Below are 16,737 nucleotides of genomic sequence, written 5' to 3' on the forward strand. Positions count from 1 at the left end.
CAGAGCTCTGTCCACAATCCAGATTTCTCGTGCCCGAAGCAATTCCATTAATCGTCGCCGGTCCGCCTCCACCCAAGGCGCTGGCGGAACACCAAGCGGACCCGCTACCGTGGTTCGGAGTGAGCGAAAAGCAGCTCAACCACGGGACTTTGTCATGCCTGAATACAATCCCGTGCCGAAATTCACAATTCCGACAATACGGGGGTTTTCATCTTCATGGACGGGCAGAACGACGACGATTACATGTTTTCGGGTCGCGACCTGAGCTCTTTCGGTTTGAACATGCAGAAGGCAGGAGGTGAGGCACAGAAGAAGGGGGTCATCGATTGGTTCCACACGAGCAAGGAGTACGTCATCGGTCACCACCCCGACCTGGCCAGGGAGGTGATCGGCCTGCCCGACGAGCCTCCCAGTTGCTGAGTTTGAAGTCCTCCTCCACCCACGGAACGCGCTGTTCGGCGGGGCCGAGCATCGTCGTCCCCTGACACAAGTGCGACACGACGGAAGCGGATGGGCCGGCGAGACGTACCCGCCGGCCCGGCGCTCCCCATTTTCTTCCGGACCTTTACGCCACCAGGAGTGCTGGAGCAATGACACCGTCGTCCTCTGCTGTGATCAAGACTGTTCTCGAACAATCCACCCGAGTCCTCCAGACCTATTCCGTCGACCCCGGCCTCGTGGCCGAGCACGCCAACGGAGAACGCCGTATCACCCAGGGCGGATACGGCGACCGTCAACTTTTCGAGCTTGTCCAGAACGCGGCCGACGAAATCGCCCCCGAGCCCGGCGGAAAAGTCCAAGTGGTTCTCACGGATACCCATCTGTACTGCGCGAACGAGGGAAGTCCGGTCACCGCGGAAGGTGCGGAGACAATCCTCCGGATGAGCATGTCGAAAAAACGCGGAGGCCAGATCGGACGTTTCGGTGTGGGCGTGAAGTCGGTGCTCGTGGTGACCGACGCACCTGAATTCTTCAGCAGTTCCGGAAGTTTCGGTTTCGACCGCGCCTGGTCGTACGACCAGATCCGTTCCGTCCCTGATGTGACGGCTCGATACGGCACGGAATTCGACGCGCCCGTACTCCGTATGGCCCGCCCGCTCGACATGGCGGCCGAGCGGGCCGGCGATCCCGTCCTGCACGAGCTGCTGACCTGGGCGACCACCGTCGTCCGCCTGCCACTGCTCCCCGATGCCGACGATCGGCTGGGCAAGGACATGCACGGAGGTCGCGCCAAGGACCACGGTCTGCCCCGCGACGAGTTCCCCACCGGTTTCCAACTCTTCTCCCCGCACGTCGCGACGGTCGTCCTGGAGGACCGTCGCCCCCGGCCCGTGGCCCGTCGGGTCCTGACGACACGGCAGTCCGGTGATCTGCGCACCGTGGTCGAGGAGAGGACCGGGAAGGCCACCGCCTCCGAGGACTGGCGGGTGTTCACCACCTCCCACGAGCCGGGGCCGGCCGCCCGCGCGGACGCGGGAGAACTCCACGACAGGCTCGCCCTCGACCTCTCCTGGGCCGTCCCCGCCCTCCGCGAGGACCCGGAGAGCGGTCTGTACGTCAACTCGCAGATCCGTGGCCGCGGCAGGTTCTGGTCCTTCTTCCCCACGAAGTACGAGATGTCGTTGAGCGGCATCGTCAATGGCGCGTGGAAGACGAACGAGGACCGGCAGAACCTGCTGGACTCCTCTCCCTTCAACCAAGAGATGATCAAGGTGACGGCGGCGCTGGTCGTCGACTCGCTCCCCGCCCTCTCCCCTGCCAAGGACCCCGCTGCCTATCTGCCCTTGCTCCCTGGTCGTATCAAGGAGGCGATCAGCTGGGCCGACGAGTTCCTGACACGGGAGATCTGGACGTGTGTCGCGACCCTCCCGTCCCTACCCGATCAGGACGGCTTCCTGCGCGTTCCCTCCGAACTGCGGGTGCACCCCCGCCTGGACAGGGATCCGAAGAAGACGACTGACTGGCTCCGGATGTGGCACGACTGCACGGGGCGCCCTTCGGACTGGCTGCACCCCAGCGTCGAGGCCGACACCCTGCGCTCCGGGAAGGTCGAGCACATCCTGAGCGCGGCCGGGCACGCGCGGTCGGACGTCCGTGCGTGGCTGGAGGCCTTGACGGAGGCGGGCGGTGTCGAAGCCTCCGCGGTGGCGATCCGGATCCTCGCCGACATGGTCGAGTCCCGTTCTCCGCACGTCGCGGAAGCGCGCAAGGCGCACATCGTGCTCACCGAGGAACACGGACTCGTACCGCCCGTGCCCGGTCGGGTGTTCCGGCGCGCCGACCAGGACGGGCTGCCCGAGTCCACGGTGTACGTGGTCGACGCGCTCGCGCAGGACCCGTCGCTCGCCCACGCGCTCAACGTCCTCGGGATCCGTGAGGCCGATGTCGAGGGACGCTTCGTCAGCGTCCTGGACCAGGGTTTCGACGGCTACCGGGGAGCGGAGTGGGAGCGCTTCTGGCAGCTGTTCCGCCTGGGCGGGATCCGCCGGTTGGGGCACAAGGTGCTGGAGCGGGTGGCCGCTCCCCGTTCGACCCTGCACGTACGGACGGTCGACGGGCGGTTCCGTCCGGTCGAGGACTGCATGGTGCCCGGTCCGGTGGTCGACGCCGGACGCGACAGGACCGTGGCCGTGGACATGTCCTTCCACTCCGACGACGTGCCCTTCTTCGCGCAGATCGGCCTGGTGGACCGCCCCGTCCCGGGAGTGCAGCCCAAGGAGGGAGAGGCCTGGTTCGACGAGTACCGGGAAGCCGTCCACTCCAACTACCTGCGCGGTCTCGACAGCCGTGCCTCCCGGCCCACGCTGAACCGGATGAAGGTGGAGGGTGCCCCGATCGGTGGTCCTCTGCATCTCTTCCGCGCGCTCTCCGAGGAGTCGCGAGCCGCGTTCCTCAAGGCGCTCCCCGACGATGCCGTGGTGGACAGATGGACCCGTCAGATCGGCGCGCAGAGCGCGACACGACAGGCCGTCGTCTCCCCGATCCATTGGATGCTCCGGAAGTACGGGACCGTCGTCACCTCCCAGGGGCTCAAGCCGCTGCGCGAGGCCGTCGGGCCCCAACTGGGCGCCTACCGCGATGTCCTGCCGGTGGCCGACCTCTCACCGGAGAAGGCCCGCAAGCTGCGACTCCCCGCCACGATCGACGAGGTTCCCGGGGACCGGTGGGAGACGCTCCTCGACCAGGTGTCCCACAGCGAGGACGACGCGTTCGTCGGAGCCACCTACGTGATGCTGACCCGGGTCGGCGCCGACTTCCCCGAGGACTCGCTCACCCGCTGCCGGATCGGTGACACCTGGGGCACGCGTCCGGACGGCGAGATCACCGTCGCCGTCGGGACGGTCGAGTACCGGGCCCTGCGCGCCGAGCGGCTTCCGGCACTGCTGGTGCCGAGTGCCGGGGACGCCGAGCTGATGGTCGAGAAGTGGGGCATGCTCCGCCACTCCGACGTGATCAGCAAGGAGACCCGGGAGGTCGTCGACGGCGACCCCGTGCCGCTGGTCGAGCTGTACCCCGGTCTGCGACTGCGTCTCAACAGCGCGAACCGCAACAGCCTCGTGCAGCGCTGCACCGAACTGGAGGAGATCACCCGGACGCCCAACGGCACCCATGCCTCGCCGTTGGAGGCGGTGCGCCAGGACACCGTGGTCAAGGTCCGGGTACCGCTGGCTCCCGAGCCGATGCTGCGTCTGATCGACCGCGAACTCGGTCTGGGGCTCGGCGCGTCCGGTTGCCGGGCCGTGCTGGAGCACCAGGAGCAGATGGCGCGGGACAGCGCGCTGCAGACCGCCCGCAGGGCCGTGCGCGAGGCCGAGGACGTGGTGACGAAGATCGAGCTGCTGATCGGCGCGGACGCCCTCCGGACGGGTCTGCCCGACGGGCTGGTGGAAGCCGAGACGCGGGAGACCGACGGAGCGGAGCCGTCCGACCGCCGGATCGCCCAGATGGCGTTCAACGCCCACGGAGACGGTGTGCTCCATCAGCACGCCAGGGACATCCAGGCCCGGTTCCCGGACGCGCCGGTCTCCTACAACGGCTCGCCGTCCGCCGTCGCCTTCGTGTCGAACCTGCGGCTCCCTGCCGCCTTCGCGGGCTCACGGACCCCGACCCCTCCGCACACCGAGACCATCGACGGCCCCCGGGACTTTCCGAGCCTCCACGACTACCAGGAGGATCTGGCCCGCAACATCACCACCATGCTCGACCGGCTGGCACCCCAACGCGGCATGCTCTCCCTGCCCACCGGCGCGGGCAAGACCCGGGTCACCTCCGAGGCCGTGATCCGCTGGGTCAAGCGCGTCGGGGACCTGAAGGGACCGCTCCTGTGGATCGCGCAGTCCGAGGAACTGTGCGAACAGGCGGTGCAGAGCTGGAAGTTCGTCTGGGGCAAGGTCGGGGCGGACTGCCCGCTGACCGTCAGCAGGCTCTGGAGCAGCAACGAGATCGGCGACGTCGTCGAGCATCCGCATCTCGTGGTCGCCACGGACGCCAAGCTGGAGCGGTGCCTGGAGACCGACGAGTACGCGTGGTTGCGGGAGGCCTCGCTCGTGATCGTGGACGAGGCCCACACGGCCATCTCCAAGCGGTACACCGAGATCCTGAGCCGGCTGGGGCTCACCCAGTACGAGACGAAGCGCCACCTGCTCGGTCTGACCGCCACGCCCTTCCGCAACACGAACGAGGAGGAGACCCGCAGGCTGGTGAGCCGCTTCGGAAACCGGCGGCTCGACGAGGGCGTCTTCCCGTCCGGTGATCCCTATCGGGACCTGCAGGAGTGGGGAATGCTCGCGCAGGTCGAACACCGCACCCTGGAGGGCGGTCACATCGAGCTGACCCGCGACGAGAAGGTCCAGGCCGACCGGATGGCGATGCTCTCCCGGGCCGCCGAGCAGCGGCTGGCCGACGACCACGAGCGCAGTCGCCGTATCGTCGACGCGGTCGCCGAACTCCCGGAGGAATGGCCGACGTTGCTCTTCGCCACCTCCGTGGACCACGCCAAGTACCTGGCGGCCATGCTCAACGACCGCGGGATCCTGTCCGCGGCCGTGGACGCCGGCACCAGCGCCCAGGAGCGGCGGAGGCGGGTGGAGGAGTTCCGCAACGGACGCATCCGGGTCCTCACCAACTACGGTGTTCTGGCCCAGGGTTTCGACGCTCCCGCCACGCGTGTCGTGGTGGTCGCCCGCCCGGTGTACAGCACCAACGTCTACCAGCAGATGATCGGTCGTGGTCTGCGCGGCCCGAAGAACGGCGGCGAGGAGACCTGCCTGATCCTCAACGTCAGCGACAACATCGCCAACTTCGACACCCAGCTCGCCTTCACCCAGTTCGAGCACCTCTGGAGCCGCGCGTGACCGACGCCTACCTCGACAGTCCCCCGCTCACCGACGAGCAGCGGGCGGTCGTCGAACAGCCTTGGGACGCGCGGGTCCTGGTCACCGCCGGGGCCGGTGCGGGCAAGACCCACACCCTGGTGCGCCGGCTCGACGCGCTGTGCGGGAACGAGGATCCGGAGGCGGCACTGGAGGCCGCCGAGATCCTGGTGCTCACGTTCTCCCGGGCGGCGGCCAGGGAACTGCGCGAACGGATCACCCGGCACGGTGAACGCGCCCATCGGGTGCGCGCCCGGACGTTCGACGCCTGGGCCTACGAGGTGCTCCTGCAGTCGCGTCCGGACGTCGAGTGGGCGACGGTCGCCTTCGACGAGCGGATCGCCGCCGCGGCCCAGGCGGTCGAGAAGGGCGCGTTGGAGCTCGGCGACGCCGTCCCGCCCGCGCACGTCGTGATCGACGAGGTGCAGGATCTGCTGGGCGGACGCCGTGAGTTGGTGGAGGCGCTCCTCGACCGGTACCAGGAGAGCTGCGGCTTCACCGTCGTAGGAGACGCGGCCCAGTCCGTGTACGGGTTCCAGATCGAGGATCCCGCCGAACGGGCCGACGAGACGGGCCGGTTCTTCGACTGGCTGCGTTGCTCCTACCCCGACGACCTGGTGGAGCTGCGGCTCACCCGGAACTTCCGCGCCACCACCCCCGAGGCCCGGATCGCGCTGGCGTACGGTCCCCGCCTCCAGCGGCTCGACGACCCGAGCGAGGCGGAGGACCTCTACGACGGACTGCGCGACCTGCTCCTGGACCCGGCGAACGGCATGGTCGACCTCGACGACGAGTTCACCCTGGCGGGCCTCAGGGACCTGACCGACACCTGCGCCGTCCTCACCCGTGACAACCAACAGGCTCTCGTGGTCTCCGAGTTGTTGCACGCGCACGGTGTCGAGCATCGGCTGCGGCGCCCGCTCGAAGAGCGCCCGGTGCCGTTCTGGGTGGCCGAACTGCTGCGCCGTACGGAGGCGACCGGCCTCACCGAGGAGCGGTTCTCCGCCCTGCTCGCGGAGATCCCGCTGCCGTACTCGCCCGACACCGGCGCACTGTGGACGGTGTTGCGTCGGGTGGCGCGTGGCGCCGGACGCGGTGTGCTGGACATGGACCGGTTGCGGCGTGCGGTCGCGGAGGGCCGGTTCCCCGACGAGGGGGCGGACCCGGAGACGGCGCGGATCGTCGTCTCGACCGTCCACCGGGCCAAGGGCCTCGAGTTCGACCGGGTGATCGTCCTGTCCCCGCCGACCGTCGCCGAGCTCCACAAGCGGTACAAGGACGGGCTGGACCTCCCCGCCGAGGCCCGCGCGCTGTACGTGGCGATGACGCGCCCCCGCCAGGACCTGTACCACGTGACGCCGCCCGAGCTGCCGCACTTCAAGCGGGCGGGCAGGCGGCACGACGGCCGCCTCTTCCTGGGGTCGTGGCGGTCGTACGACAGGTTCGGGATCGTCGCCGCGGCGGGCGACGTGTCCCGGGACGACCCTCCCGGTGAGGGGACGGAGGCCGCGGCCACCCAGGCGTATCTGCTGGACCGGGTCCGCCCCGGTCAGGAGGTGGTCCTGCGCAGACGCCACGACCTGCCGATGGGCGACGCACAGAGCCCGCCGTACGTCCTTCTGCACGACGGCCGGGAGATCGGGGAGGCGTCGCGTCGGTTCCGCGAGGGGCTGTTCCAGGTGCAGAAGGTCAGCCGCACCTGGGACCCTTGGTGGCCCGACGAGATCCACGGTCTGCGGATCGACACCCTGGAGACGGTGACGGGCAGCATCGCCGCCGGCGCCAACGCGGGACTCGGTGATCGAGGTGTGTGGATCGCCCCGCGGATCACCGGCATCGGCCGGTACCGCCGAGCCGACACGGACGAGGAGCAGAGCGCATGACACACGGGGCAGGCCGGCACTCCGAGCACTACCGGGTGCGTGACGAGGAGCTTCTGGCGGGACTCCGGCGTGAACTGCTCGGCCCCTCGCCGGACGCGGCACCGGAGGAGCGTGCGGAGGTCCTCGCCCAGGACGCGCCCATCGACCGCTATCTGACCGGTGTTCTCTATCCGCGGGCGACGAAGGCGCTCAGGGACGAGAACGCCGCCGAGGTGGACGGCCTGGACGTCGCTCCGGAGCTGCGGCGTGAGGACGCCGAGGAATCCGGAACCGCGCAGGAGGTCGCGGCCGCCGGGGACCGCCGCCCCTCCTCCATGGGTCTGACCTTCGCGGTCGACCCGGCCGAGAGCGCCTCGATCGTGGTGTCGTCGCGCGCGGCCGTCTACGAGCCGACCGACGCCGACGGCAAGCCGATCCCGGCCGGCCGTGCGGAGGCCCGTACCACCGAGGACCAGCGGGAGCGGTGGCGCCGCAAGGAACTCGATCTCCCGGACTTCACGATCGACGTCACGACACCCGCCGGCGACGGACGGGCGGACCTCGACGAGAGGGTCCAGCTCCGGGTGAACGTGCGCCGCCCCGACCCCGTCACCGGCACGGTCACCATCACCGTCACGCTGGTCAACACCCAGAAGGTGGGCGAGCGGGACCTCCAGGACGCCTTCGCCCTGTTCCAGTGCGCCCTGACGGTCCGGGCCGCCGACGGTTCCACCGCCTTCGTCGAACGTCCCGCCCCGGCCGCCGCGCACGACCCGGAGATGGCCACGAGCAGGCTGCTGCACCGTCATGCCCCGACCTTCGCGGTCGGTCACGGCTGTGCCGCGGCCTGGGACTGGACGCCGCCGCCGATCGGCGTGAGCGACGCCGTGCACGCCGCTGTCCCCGAGATCCGGAGCGTGTTCGTACCCACCGTGGAGGTGCTGCTCACCGACTCCAACCCGGAGATCGACAGCTCGGCGCTGTCCATGCTCGGTCTGGCGCAGCGGCCCGACGACGAGGTTCTGGTCGCCTTGGAGGACCTCGTCTCGGGGTACGAACGCTGGATCGACCGGAAGGCGGTCGAGGCGGACGCCCTGGCGGGCGGCGCGTACGAGAAGCCCGCTCGGGACCAGGTGGCGGCCTGCCGCGAGGCTCTCGACCGGATCCGCGAGGGCATCGGCCTGTTGCGGACCGAGCCCGATCTGATGCGGGCGTTCCGACTCGCCAACCGTGCCATGGCGGACCAACGGGCCCGCAGTGCCTGGGTGAAGGGCGGGCGCCGGGGCGCCCCGGACCCGGCCGCCGGCCGCTGGCGCCCCTTCCAGATCGCGTTCGTCCTGCTGTGCCTGGCCGGCATCGAGGACCCGGAGCATCACGACCGGCAGATCTCCGACCTGCTGTGGTTCCCCACCGGTGGTGGCAAGACCGAGGCCTACCTGGGCCTGATCGCCCTCACCTCCTTCCTGCGCCGCATCCGCCGGGGCGCGGACGGTGGTGGTGTCGTCGTCCTCATGCGCTACACACTGCGGCTGCTCACCCTCCAGCAGTTCGAACGCGCGGCGATCCTGCTCTGCGCGATGGAGCAACTGCGGCGGCACACACCCGAGTTGGGCAGTGAGGAGTTCTCCGTCGGGATGTGGGTGGGGCGTTCGGCCACTCCCAACAAGCTCGCCGAGGCCGACGCCAGGCTCGCGGAGCTGCGCGCGAACCTGGACAAGCGGCTCGCCACCGAGAACCCGGTCCAACTGCACGCCTGCCCCTGGTGCGGGACCCGTCTCGACGCCCGGGACTACGCGGTCGACGAGGAGGCACGGCGGATGCACGTCCGTTGCCCCGGGGAGGGCTGCGACTTCGCCGACGGGCTGCCCGTCCACCTGATCGACGAGGCCGTGTACGCCGCCCGGCCGACGCTGGTGATCGCCACCGTCGACAAGTTCGCGTCGATGCCGTGGCGTCCGGAGACCGCCGCCCTCTTCAACCGCGACGACCCGAACGACTCCACCCCTCCCCCGGAGTTGATCGTCCAGGACGAACTCCACCTGATCTCGGGCCCGTTGGGGACGCTCACCGGCCTGTACGAGACCGCCGTCGACGCGCTCGCCGACCGGCCCAAGGTGATCGCCTCCACAGCCACCATCCGACGGGCCGCCGACCAGGGTCTGCGTCTCTTCGACCGTGAGGTGCGCCAGTTCCCGCCCGCCGGTCTCGACGCCCGTGACTCGTGGTTCGCCGTGGAGACACCCCGCGAGGAGAAGGCGAGCAGGCGCTACGTCGGCCTGCTGGCCCCGGCACCAGCCAGTCCACCCTGTTGATCCGCACCTACGCGACGCTGCTGCATCGGGTGGCGCAGGCGCGGACCACCGACGAGGTGCGTGACGCGTACTGGAGTCTGGTCGGCTACTTCAACAGTCTCCGGCTGCTCTCCGCGGCCGAACTCCAGGTCAACGACGACGTGGTGGCCTACCTCGAACTGCTCGCGGAGCGTGAGGGTGTGTCGGCCCGTCAGGTCACCAACTACTCGGAGCTGACCAGCCGCATCGACGCCAGCGAGATCCCCACCCGGCTCAAGGGCATCGAGAAGAGGCTCCCCGACGAGGACACCGTGGACGTGCTGCTCGCCACCAACATGATCGCGGTGGGCGTGGACGTGGACCGTCTCGGCCTGATGGCCGTGATGGGCCAGCCGCAGACGACCGCCGAGTACATCCAGGCCACCAGCCGCGTCGGTCGCACGCACCCCGGTCTGGTCGCGGTGATGCTCAACTCGGCCCGCTCCCGGGACCGTTCCCACTACGAGAGTTTCCAGCACTACCACTCGGCGCTCTATCGCGAGGTCGAGTCCACCTCCGTCACACCGTTCTCGGCGCGTGCCCGCGATCGGGGGCTGCACGCGGTGATCGTGGCACTCGCCCGCATCCTGATCCCGGCCGCCCGGCCCAACCCGGGCGCGGGTGCGGTCGATTCCTACGAGGACGTCCTGCGGGGACGCATCAAGACATTGCTCCTGAAGCGCGTCCATGAGGTCGCTCCGGAGGAGGAGAACGCCGTGTCCCAGGCCTTCGACGAGTTCGTCGACTGGTGGTGCGAAGAGGCCGACATCCACAGCGGCCTGCTCTTCGAACCCCTCAGGGGCCGCCGTACCCGGTCGCTCCTGAAGGCCTTCGACGACAAGGCGGAGGACGCCGACGCGTGGTCCACGCTGTGGAGCCTGCGCGACGTCGACGCCGAGTCCGCCCTGTTCCTGGAGGGAACCCGATGACCCCGCCACCCGCTCGCCGTCGCCGCGCCGGCGCCGACGGCACCGCTCCGGCCCACAACCTTCCGCGGCGCGGCGCCGTCCGCCGTGCGCAGGCGATCACCACGTACGGCGTCGGATCGCTGATCGCGGTGGACAACGAGTCCTTCGTCGTCTCGGGCCTGGACAGCGCGGACACGAGTTGGAGCACGGAGGAATCCCCCCGGATCCACGAGCGCCGGCTGGAACGGCTGCTCGATGTCGACCACTTCCGACTGCCCCCCGCGTCCGACGACCACAGCAGGGACGGAGTGCGGGTCCGTCGCTTCCCCCTGATGCACTCCTGCCCCGAGTGCAATGAACTGCAGCGCCACCGAGACTTCAACCCGCCACCGGGCCGGAGCGTCTGCGGCACGTGCGAGGTCGATCTCGTGCCCTCCCGTTTCGTGGTGGCGTGCGAGAACGGGCACCTCGGGGAGTTCCCCTACTGGCAGTGGGTGCACCGCTCCACCGAGCGGGGTGCCGCCACGGCGGGACAGTGCGGCGGCCGGCTCAGGCTCCGCACGTCCGGTCGTACGTCGTCGCTCCGGTCGATCCTCGTCTCGTGCACCTGCGGGAAGGCCCCCGAGGTCTCGATGGAGGGCTCGTTCCGCCGGAACGCGCTCCAGGATCTGGGCATCAGGTGCCGGGGCACCCGCCCGTGGCTCGGTTCGTCCGCCCCGGCGCAGGAGTGCGGACTGGTCCTGCGCACGCTCCAGCGCGGTTCCTCGGCGGTGTGGCAGCCGGTGCAGAAGTCGGCGCTCTCGATCCCGCCGTGGAGCGACAGCCGCACGGACCCGCTGGCGGAGCACTGGAACGCCTTGCGCGAGTACGACAACCCCGAGCACGTGAGGATCTATCTCCAGGGTGTGTTCAAGGGGAAGTGCCCGGTGCCTCTGGACGAGGTGATGACGCTGCTCGCCGCCGAGCTCGAGGAGGACCCCGACAGCGAGACGCCTCCCTCGTTCGACCATCGCTACCGCGCCCTGCGCGTCAAGGAGTACGAGAGCCTCCGCTCGGGCAACGACGCGAGCGAGCACTCGCGCGAGGAGCAGTTCGTCTGCGAGACCCCGCTGGGCGACGGCGGCGTGCTCGCCCCGCTCGGCGTCACGGGCCCGATGCTCGTCAAGCGGCTCCGCGAGGTGCGTGCGCTGAAGGCCTTCACCCGGCTCGCCGACCCCGACTCGACGACCGACACGAAGGAGGTACCGCTGTCCGCATCCCCCCTTCGCTGGCTTCCGGCCATGGAGGTACGCGGCGAAGGGGTGTTCCTCCGGCTGTCCGAGGACCGCCTCGGAATCTGGGAGAAGGTCCCGGCCGTGGCCGCCCGGATCGAACGGATGCGTGCCGCCCACCAACGGGTGTTGGACCAACGGGCCGGTGACCTGGGTCAAGCGGTCCCTTCCCCGGCCACCCCCCGCATGGTGCTGCTGCACACCCTGGCCCATGTCCTCATCAACGAGTGGAGCCTGGAGTCGGGATACCCGGCTTCGGCGCTCCGCGAGCGGCTGTACGCGGCCGACGACATGGCCGGCGTACTCGTCTACACGGCGACCAGCGACTCCGCCGGAAGCCTGGGCGGGCTCGTGGCCCAAGGCGAACCCGACCTTCTCGACCGGACGATCCGCTCGGCCGTCCGCCGCGCCGAGTGGTGCTCCTCCGACCCGCTCTGCGTGGAGACCGAGGCGTCAGGCACCGGCGGTACGAACCTGGCCGCCTGCCACGCCTGCGTGATGCTCCCGGAGACCAGCTGCGAGCACAACAACATCCTGCTGGACCGCGCGCTGCTCGTCGGCACCCCGGAAGATCCTCACCTGGGCTTCTTCGCGGACGTACTGCGGCAGTGACATCCAGGAACTCGGGGGAGAGCGCCGGCACCATCTGTTCCGGACGCCGTTCAGAGCCCGGGAGCAAGCACCGTCAACCGGAGCAGCGCTGCGGCACCCAATACCGCCGGTATCGCGTACCACCATCCGCGAAGCCACTCCGCCTTGACGAACACCCAGGTCATTCCAGCGGTCACAGCGGTGAGCGTCAGGGCGGAGCCTGCCGCGAAGTTCGAGTGGGAGACCGACTCGCTGTCCCAGGGGCCCGCCGGGTCCGCCATGTGGGCGAGGAGCGTCAGATACGCCGTCACCAGGTGGCCCAGGGCGAGGACGAGGGCGCAGAGCGCGGACGCGATGCGGGTGCGCCGGGCGCGGGGCTCCCGTACCTCCGAGCGGACAGGGGTGGTCACTTCAAGGCCTCCTTGGCGTCGCCCGGTTCGCGGTCGAAGCCGTAACCGTATGCCTGCGCGGTGGGGTCCTCATCGCCGAAGCCCGGTCGATACCAACTCCCAAGCCCCACTGGTCCGTTACGCACTTATTGCACAAGAGATCTTCACCATTTCCGACCTGAGTCCATATCATGCGGAGATCAACAGGCCCGGCCAAGGCGAGACTTGGGCGGGCCTCTCAGGTTCCTGTGGGGGTTTCATGCGTATACGTGTTGCGGCTGCCGCCGTTGTTTCCGGTGCCGTCGCCCTGTCCGCGCTCGCGCTTCCGGTCGCCGCCCAGGCGGCGGAGCGTCCGGGTACGGCGGCGGGGCTGACTTCCCTCGCCGCGAAGGCCGTTCAGCCCAGAGACTCCTCGGGCAACACCAAGTTCTCGCACGCCGTCGTCAACGGCGGCAAGGACATCGTCCTCGGCACCACCGGCACGAAGTCCGTCACCGTCACGTACACCGCCACGAACGCGAGCGGTATCGCGCTCACCGAGGCCTTCCTGTGGCAGGGGACCGACAGTTCGACCGAGGACGGCATCACCGGCGGCCTGGGAACGGACGACGACCCCGCCTGCACGGAGACGGCGACCCAGGGCACGTACACCTGCAAGGCCGTCTTCAACATCCACCCCGCCACCGACATGAAGGACAACGGCGTGGCCGGGACCTGGAAACTGTTCCTGGGGGCCTGGGACCTGTACGCGAACGCCAGTTACAACGACGACGTCGCCACCGCCTCGATCAAGAAGGCCTCCACGCTGACGGCCGACGCCACGCCCGAGCCGGTCAAGAAGGGCAAGACCATCACGGTCACGGGCAAGCTCGCCCGCGCGAACTGGTCGACGGGCAAGTACGCGGGGTACGTGTCCCAGCCGGTGAAGCTGCAGTTCCGGAAGAAGAGCAGCAGCACCTACACCACCCTCAAGACGGTCAAGACCAACAGCACCGGCGTCCTGAAGACCACCACGAAGGCCACGGTCGACGGCTACTACCGTTACGTCTTCGCGGGCACCGCCACCACCGCCGCGGCCACAGCGCCCGGCGACTTCGTCGACGTCCGGTAAACGGTTCGGCTGCACCTCAACACCAGTACGTCAGCACCTCGGTGCCGGGCCGCCACGCGTCATCGCGCCCGGCACCGCGCCATTTCCCCATCCTCGGTATCGCCGAGTAAGAGATCTACGTGAACCGCCGAGAGGCTCTCCCGGCGACCCCGATCTCCTGTGTACCGTCCTCCCGTGTGCCGATCGGTGATCACTCAACTACCGTTCTACGCGCGAAGATTCACCCCACTCAGCGACACCCGCAGCACCCGCAACGCCCAACACACCCGCACCCGCACCCGCACCCCTGTTCACTCCACCCCCCACTGATGGAATCCCCCCACTCACGGAGGTTCACCGGATGCTCAACCTTGGCAAGTCCATGACACGAACAAGCGCCTTCACGTCACACCACAGGTTCATCACCGCCCTCACCGTCCTCGGCATGCTCGCCACAGGCGCAGCCGTCCAGGCGGCCACCGTCACCCCGGCGCACGCGGCCACCACGCACCGCGTCCTGTTCGACGACGGGCACGCCGAGGAGGCGGGCAACGCCGACTGGATCATCTCCACCAGCAAGCCCGATCCACTCGCCCAGGACTCCTCACCCTCCTCCGACAAGGACTGGACCGGGGCGCTGTCCTCGTGGGGCATCGCCCTGCAGAAGACCGGGGACTACAGCCTCAAGACCGCGACCAGCGCGCTCACTTACGGCGGGTCGTCGGCCACCGACCTCTCGAACTTCGACACGCTCGTGCTGCCCGAGCCGAACATCAAGTTCACGACCGCCGAGAAGACCGCCATCATGAACTTCGTGAAGGCCGGCGGCGGGCTGTTCATGATCTCCGACCACACCGGGTCCGACCGCAACAACGACGGCTACGACGCGGTCCAGATCCTCAACGACCTGATGACGAACAACAGCGTCGACTCGACCGACCCGTTCGGCTTCTCCATCGACTCGCTGAACATCACCTCCGGCTACCCGGCCGCCATCAGCGACAGCAGCAACCCGGTGCTGCACGGCTCCTTCGGCACCGTCACCAAGAGCCTGATCGCCAACGGCACCACGGCCACGATCAAGCCCGCCGACAACTCCGCCGCCAAGGGGCTGCTGTACCGCTCCGGTTACTCGGGCAACACCGGCGCCTTCTTCGCCACCAGCACCTTCGGCAGCGGCAAGGTGGCGTTCTGGGGCGACAGTTCACCGATCGACGACGGCACCGGCCAGTCCGGCAACACGCTCTACGACGGCTGGAACGACACCGGCGCCACCAACGCCGCCCTCGCCCTCAACGCCACGGAGTGGCTCTCCTCCTGAGCCCCGAGTACTGAGTTGGGTTGGTAGTGAGCGGGTGCGGTCCGGGGGTCCAACCCCGGGCCGCACCCGTTCACCTCCTCCCTCCCCCTCCAATCCCTCCCCCCTCAATCCCTCACCCCCCGATGCCGGACCTCACCGCCGCCTCGACAAGGTCCGCCGCGTCGGCGGGCCGGATCGTCCCCGCGGCCACCGCGGCCGCCGTCCGAGCCGCCCACTGCCTCACGAACTCCGCGTGCGTGGGGTACAGCGCGGCCAGCTTGGCGGCGGTGAACGGTGTCGTCGTACCGAAGAGGAAGCAGAACTGGGCCGACCCGGTCTGGCCGAGGCCGGACAGGGCGGCGACCGGCGCGTCGACGGCCGGCGTGCGGATTCCGCCGGTGGCGTTGCCGTTGGCGTCCAGGACGAACGCGGGTGTGCCGTCGCTGCTGGTGGTCACCTGCAGCTGAGCAGTCTTGGCTGGCGGGATCCCGGTCAAGACCCAGCCGCGCAGGGCGTGTTGGGCGCCGTCCATGACGTAGTGCGCCGGGCCGGTGTTGATCGGGTCGGCGCAGGAGAAGGCGGGGGTCCCGGTCGGCGGGTCGAGCATGGCGTCCAACTCCCCAGCGCTCACCGCCCCGTTGCCCGTGTCCGCGGCGCCGACATTCGCGACGTAGTCGTCAGCGTGCGCGGTGCCCGCGACCTCCCAGAACCGCAGCCGCCCGGTGTCGGGTTGACGAGCCGTCAGATACCCCAGGAGCATCAGGTCGGTCTCGGTCTGCACGGTGAGCACCGGGACGTCCGTGTCGGTACGGAACTCGACGACCGCGGGGGTGGGTACGTCCGCCTGGGGCGCCTGCGAGAGGGCCGCGGCGAATCCGGCCCTGCTGTGGACGAGGAATCCGTCGTAGGCGTGGGCCAAGGGCTGGACCGCGTCGACGTACGTCGTCAGGCGGAACGCGGACTGGGACTCGCCCTCGGCCAGCACGGTACGGGGCCGGAGCCCGCCGAGGATCTTGGCCGCGGAGTCCCGTACGGCCTGTCCGGCCTGGGTGAAGATGTCGTAGGAGTAGCTGTCCCCCGGGTGGGACAGGGCCGCGTAACGGACCGGGTCGGCGGCCTTGGTGGCGGCCACGCCGACCGCCTGGGCGGAGACGCCGATCCAGGCGTAGCCCTCGCGGATCAGTTCGTTGTGGGTGTAGATCCACTCCGGGGCCGTGTCCAGACCGGCGGAGACGTTGAGCCACTCCACCACGACCGTCCCGTTGAAACGGGTCGGGTTCGATGGCCTGTTCATGACAATCCTGGTCGTGTACGGCGCGGTGCTCGCCGGAGTCACGTCCCAACGGCCGTCCGAGCCCAGCGGGTTGGCCGAGGTGTACGAGGTGGCGGTGCCGGAGAGGAAGAACTCCGACTGCGTGTATCCCACGCCGCCCAGGTCGAACGACGTGCCTTGCAGTACGACGGCACCCTTGCCGCCGGTGACCGGACCGGTGACCTCCGGTCCAACTGCGTTTGCCGCAGCGGAAGTTGACTCAGTGATCCCTGACAACCCTAAGAACAGGCAGGTGCTCGCCACCACGGCCAACACCGCACGTCTCGTGTTCATGAGTGATGCCTCCTCATC

7 protein-coding genes and 2 pseudogenes are annotated in these 16,737 nt (G+C 69.3%); 7 read left to right on the forward strand and 2 right to left on the reverse strand.

Translation table 11 applies throughout. The features are described 5' to 3' along the window. The first annotated feature begins 216 nt into the window (after window positions 1-216). The 5 genes and pseudogenes from R2B38_RS14205 (at window position 217) to R2B38_RS14225 (ending at window position 12,355) form a co-directional block, all read left to right on the forward strand. Window positions 217-420 (forward strand): hypothetical protein, encoded by a 204-nt coding sequence (locus tag R2B38_RS14205; RefSeq protein ID WP_318016566.1) that lies wholly within the window; start codon window positions 217-219, stop codon window positions 418-420. A gap of 170 nt (window positions 421-590) precedes the next feature. Then, window positions 591-5,354 carry a DEAD/DEAH box helicase gene (locus tag R2B38_RS14210; protein WP_318016567.1) on the forward strand — a complete coding sequence of 1,588 codons (4,764 nt, stop codon included), beginning with the start codon at window positions 591-593 and terminating at the stop codon, window positions 5,352-5,354. Continuing rightward, a complete protein-coding gene (locus tag R2B38_RS14215; protein WP_318016568.1) occupies window positions 5,351-7,255 on the forward strand; it encodes a UvrD-helicase domain-containing protein in 1,905 nt (634 codons plus the stop codon). Before R2B38_RS14210 ends, R2B38_RS14215 begins: the two co-directional genes overlap by 4 nt. After that, a pseudogene (locus R2B38_RS14220) lies at window positions 7,252-10,493 on the forward strand (helicase-related protein). Before R2B38_RS14215 ends, R2B38_RS14220 begins: the two are co-directional and overlap by 4 nt. After that, on the forward strand, window positions 10,490-12,355 hold the full coding sequence (locus R2B38_RS14225; RefSeq protein ID WP_318016569.1) for a DUF1998 domain-containing protein: 1,866 nt from the start codon (window positions 10,490-10,492) through the stop codon (window positions 12,353-12,355). Before R2B38_RS14220 ends, R2B38_RS14225 begins: the two are co-directional and overlap by 4 nt. A 50-nt stretch (window positions 12,356-12,405) precedes the next feature. Here the strand turns inward: R2B38_RS14225 and R2B38_RS14230 are convergent, their stop codons facing one another. After that, the gene (locus tag R2B38_RS14230) at window positions 12,406-12,744 is read right to left on the reverse strand and encodes a hypothetical protein (protein WP_318016570.1); all 339 of its coding nucleotides are present in this window, start codon (window positions 12,742-12,744) and stop codon (window positions 12,406-12,408) included. A 238-nt stretch (window positions 12,745-12,982) separates the two neighbouring features. On the opposite strand from R2B38_RS14230, the gene R2B38_RS14235 reads away from it, so the two are divergent. After that, the gene (locus R2B38_RS14235; RefSeq protein WP_318016571.1) at window positions 12,983-13,834 is read left to right on the forward strand and encodes a hypothetical protein; all 852 of its coding nucleotides are present in this window, start codon (window positions 12,983-12,985) and stop codon (window positions 13,832-13,834) included. 361 nt (window positions 13,835-14,195) lie between these two features. Continuing rightward, a pseudogene (locus tag R2B38_RS14240) lies at window positions 14,196-15,128 on the forward strand (hydrolase); the annotation flags it as partial. A gap of 118 nt (window positions 15,129-15,246) precedes the next feature. On the opposite strand, the gene R2B38_RS14245 reads toward R2B38_RS14240, so the two are convergent. Then, window positions 15,247-16,719: an alpha/beta hydrolase domain-containing protein gene (locus R2B38_RS14245; protein ID WP_318016572.1), complete on the reverse strand. Its 1,473-nt coding sequence runs from the start codon at window positions 16,717-16,719 to the stop codon at window positions 15,247-15,249. Between the last annotated feature and the right edge of the window lie 18 nt (window positions 16,720-16,737).

It is taken from the genome of Streptomyces sp. N50 (genome assembly GCF_033335955.1).
Classification (GTDB): domain Bacteria; phylum Actinomycetota; class Actinomycetes; order Streptomycetales; family Streptomycetaceae; genus Streptomyces.

Bases quoted from the DNA above. Each gene is read 5' to 3' on its own strand.
- R2B38_RS14205 (WP_318016566.1), top strand. From the start codon at position 217: ATGGACGGGCAGAACGACGACGATTACATGTTTTCGGGTCGCGACCTG.
- R2B38_RS14210 (WP_318016567.1), top strand. From the start codon at position 591: ATGACACCGTCGTCCTCTGCTGTGATCAAGACTGTTCTCGAACAATCC.
- R2B38_RS14225 (WP_318016569.1), top strand. From the start codon at position 10,490: ATGACCCCGCCACCCGCTCGCCGTCGCCGCGCCGGCGCCGACGGCACC.
- R2B38_RS14235 (WP_318016571.1), top strand. From the start codon at position 12,983: ATGCGTATACGTGTTGCGGCTGCCGCCGTTGTTTCCGGTGCCGTCGCC.
- R2B38_RS14245 (WP_318016572.1), bottom strand. From the start codon at position 16,719: ATGAACACGAGACGTGCGGTGTTGGCCGTGGTGGCGAGCACCTGCCTG.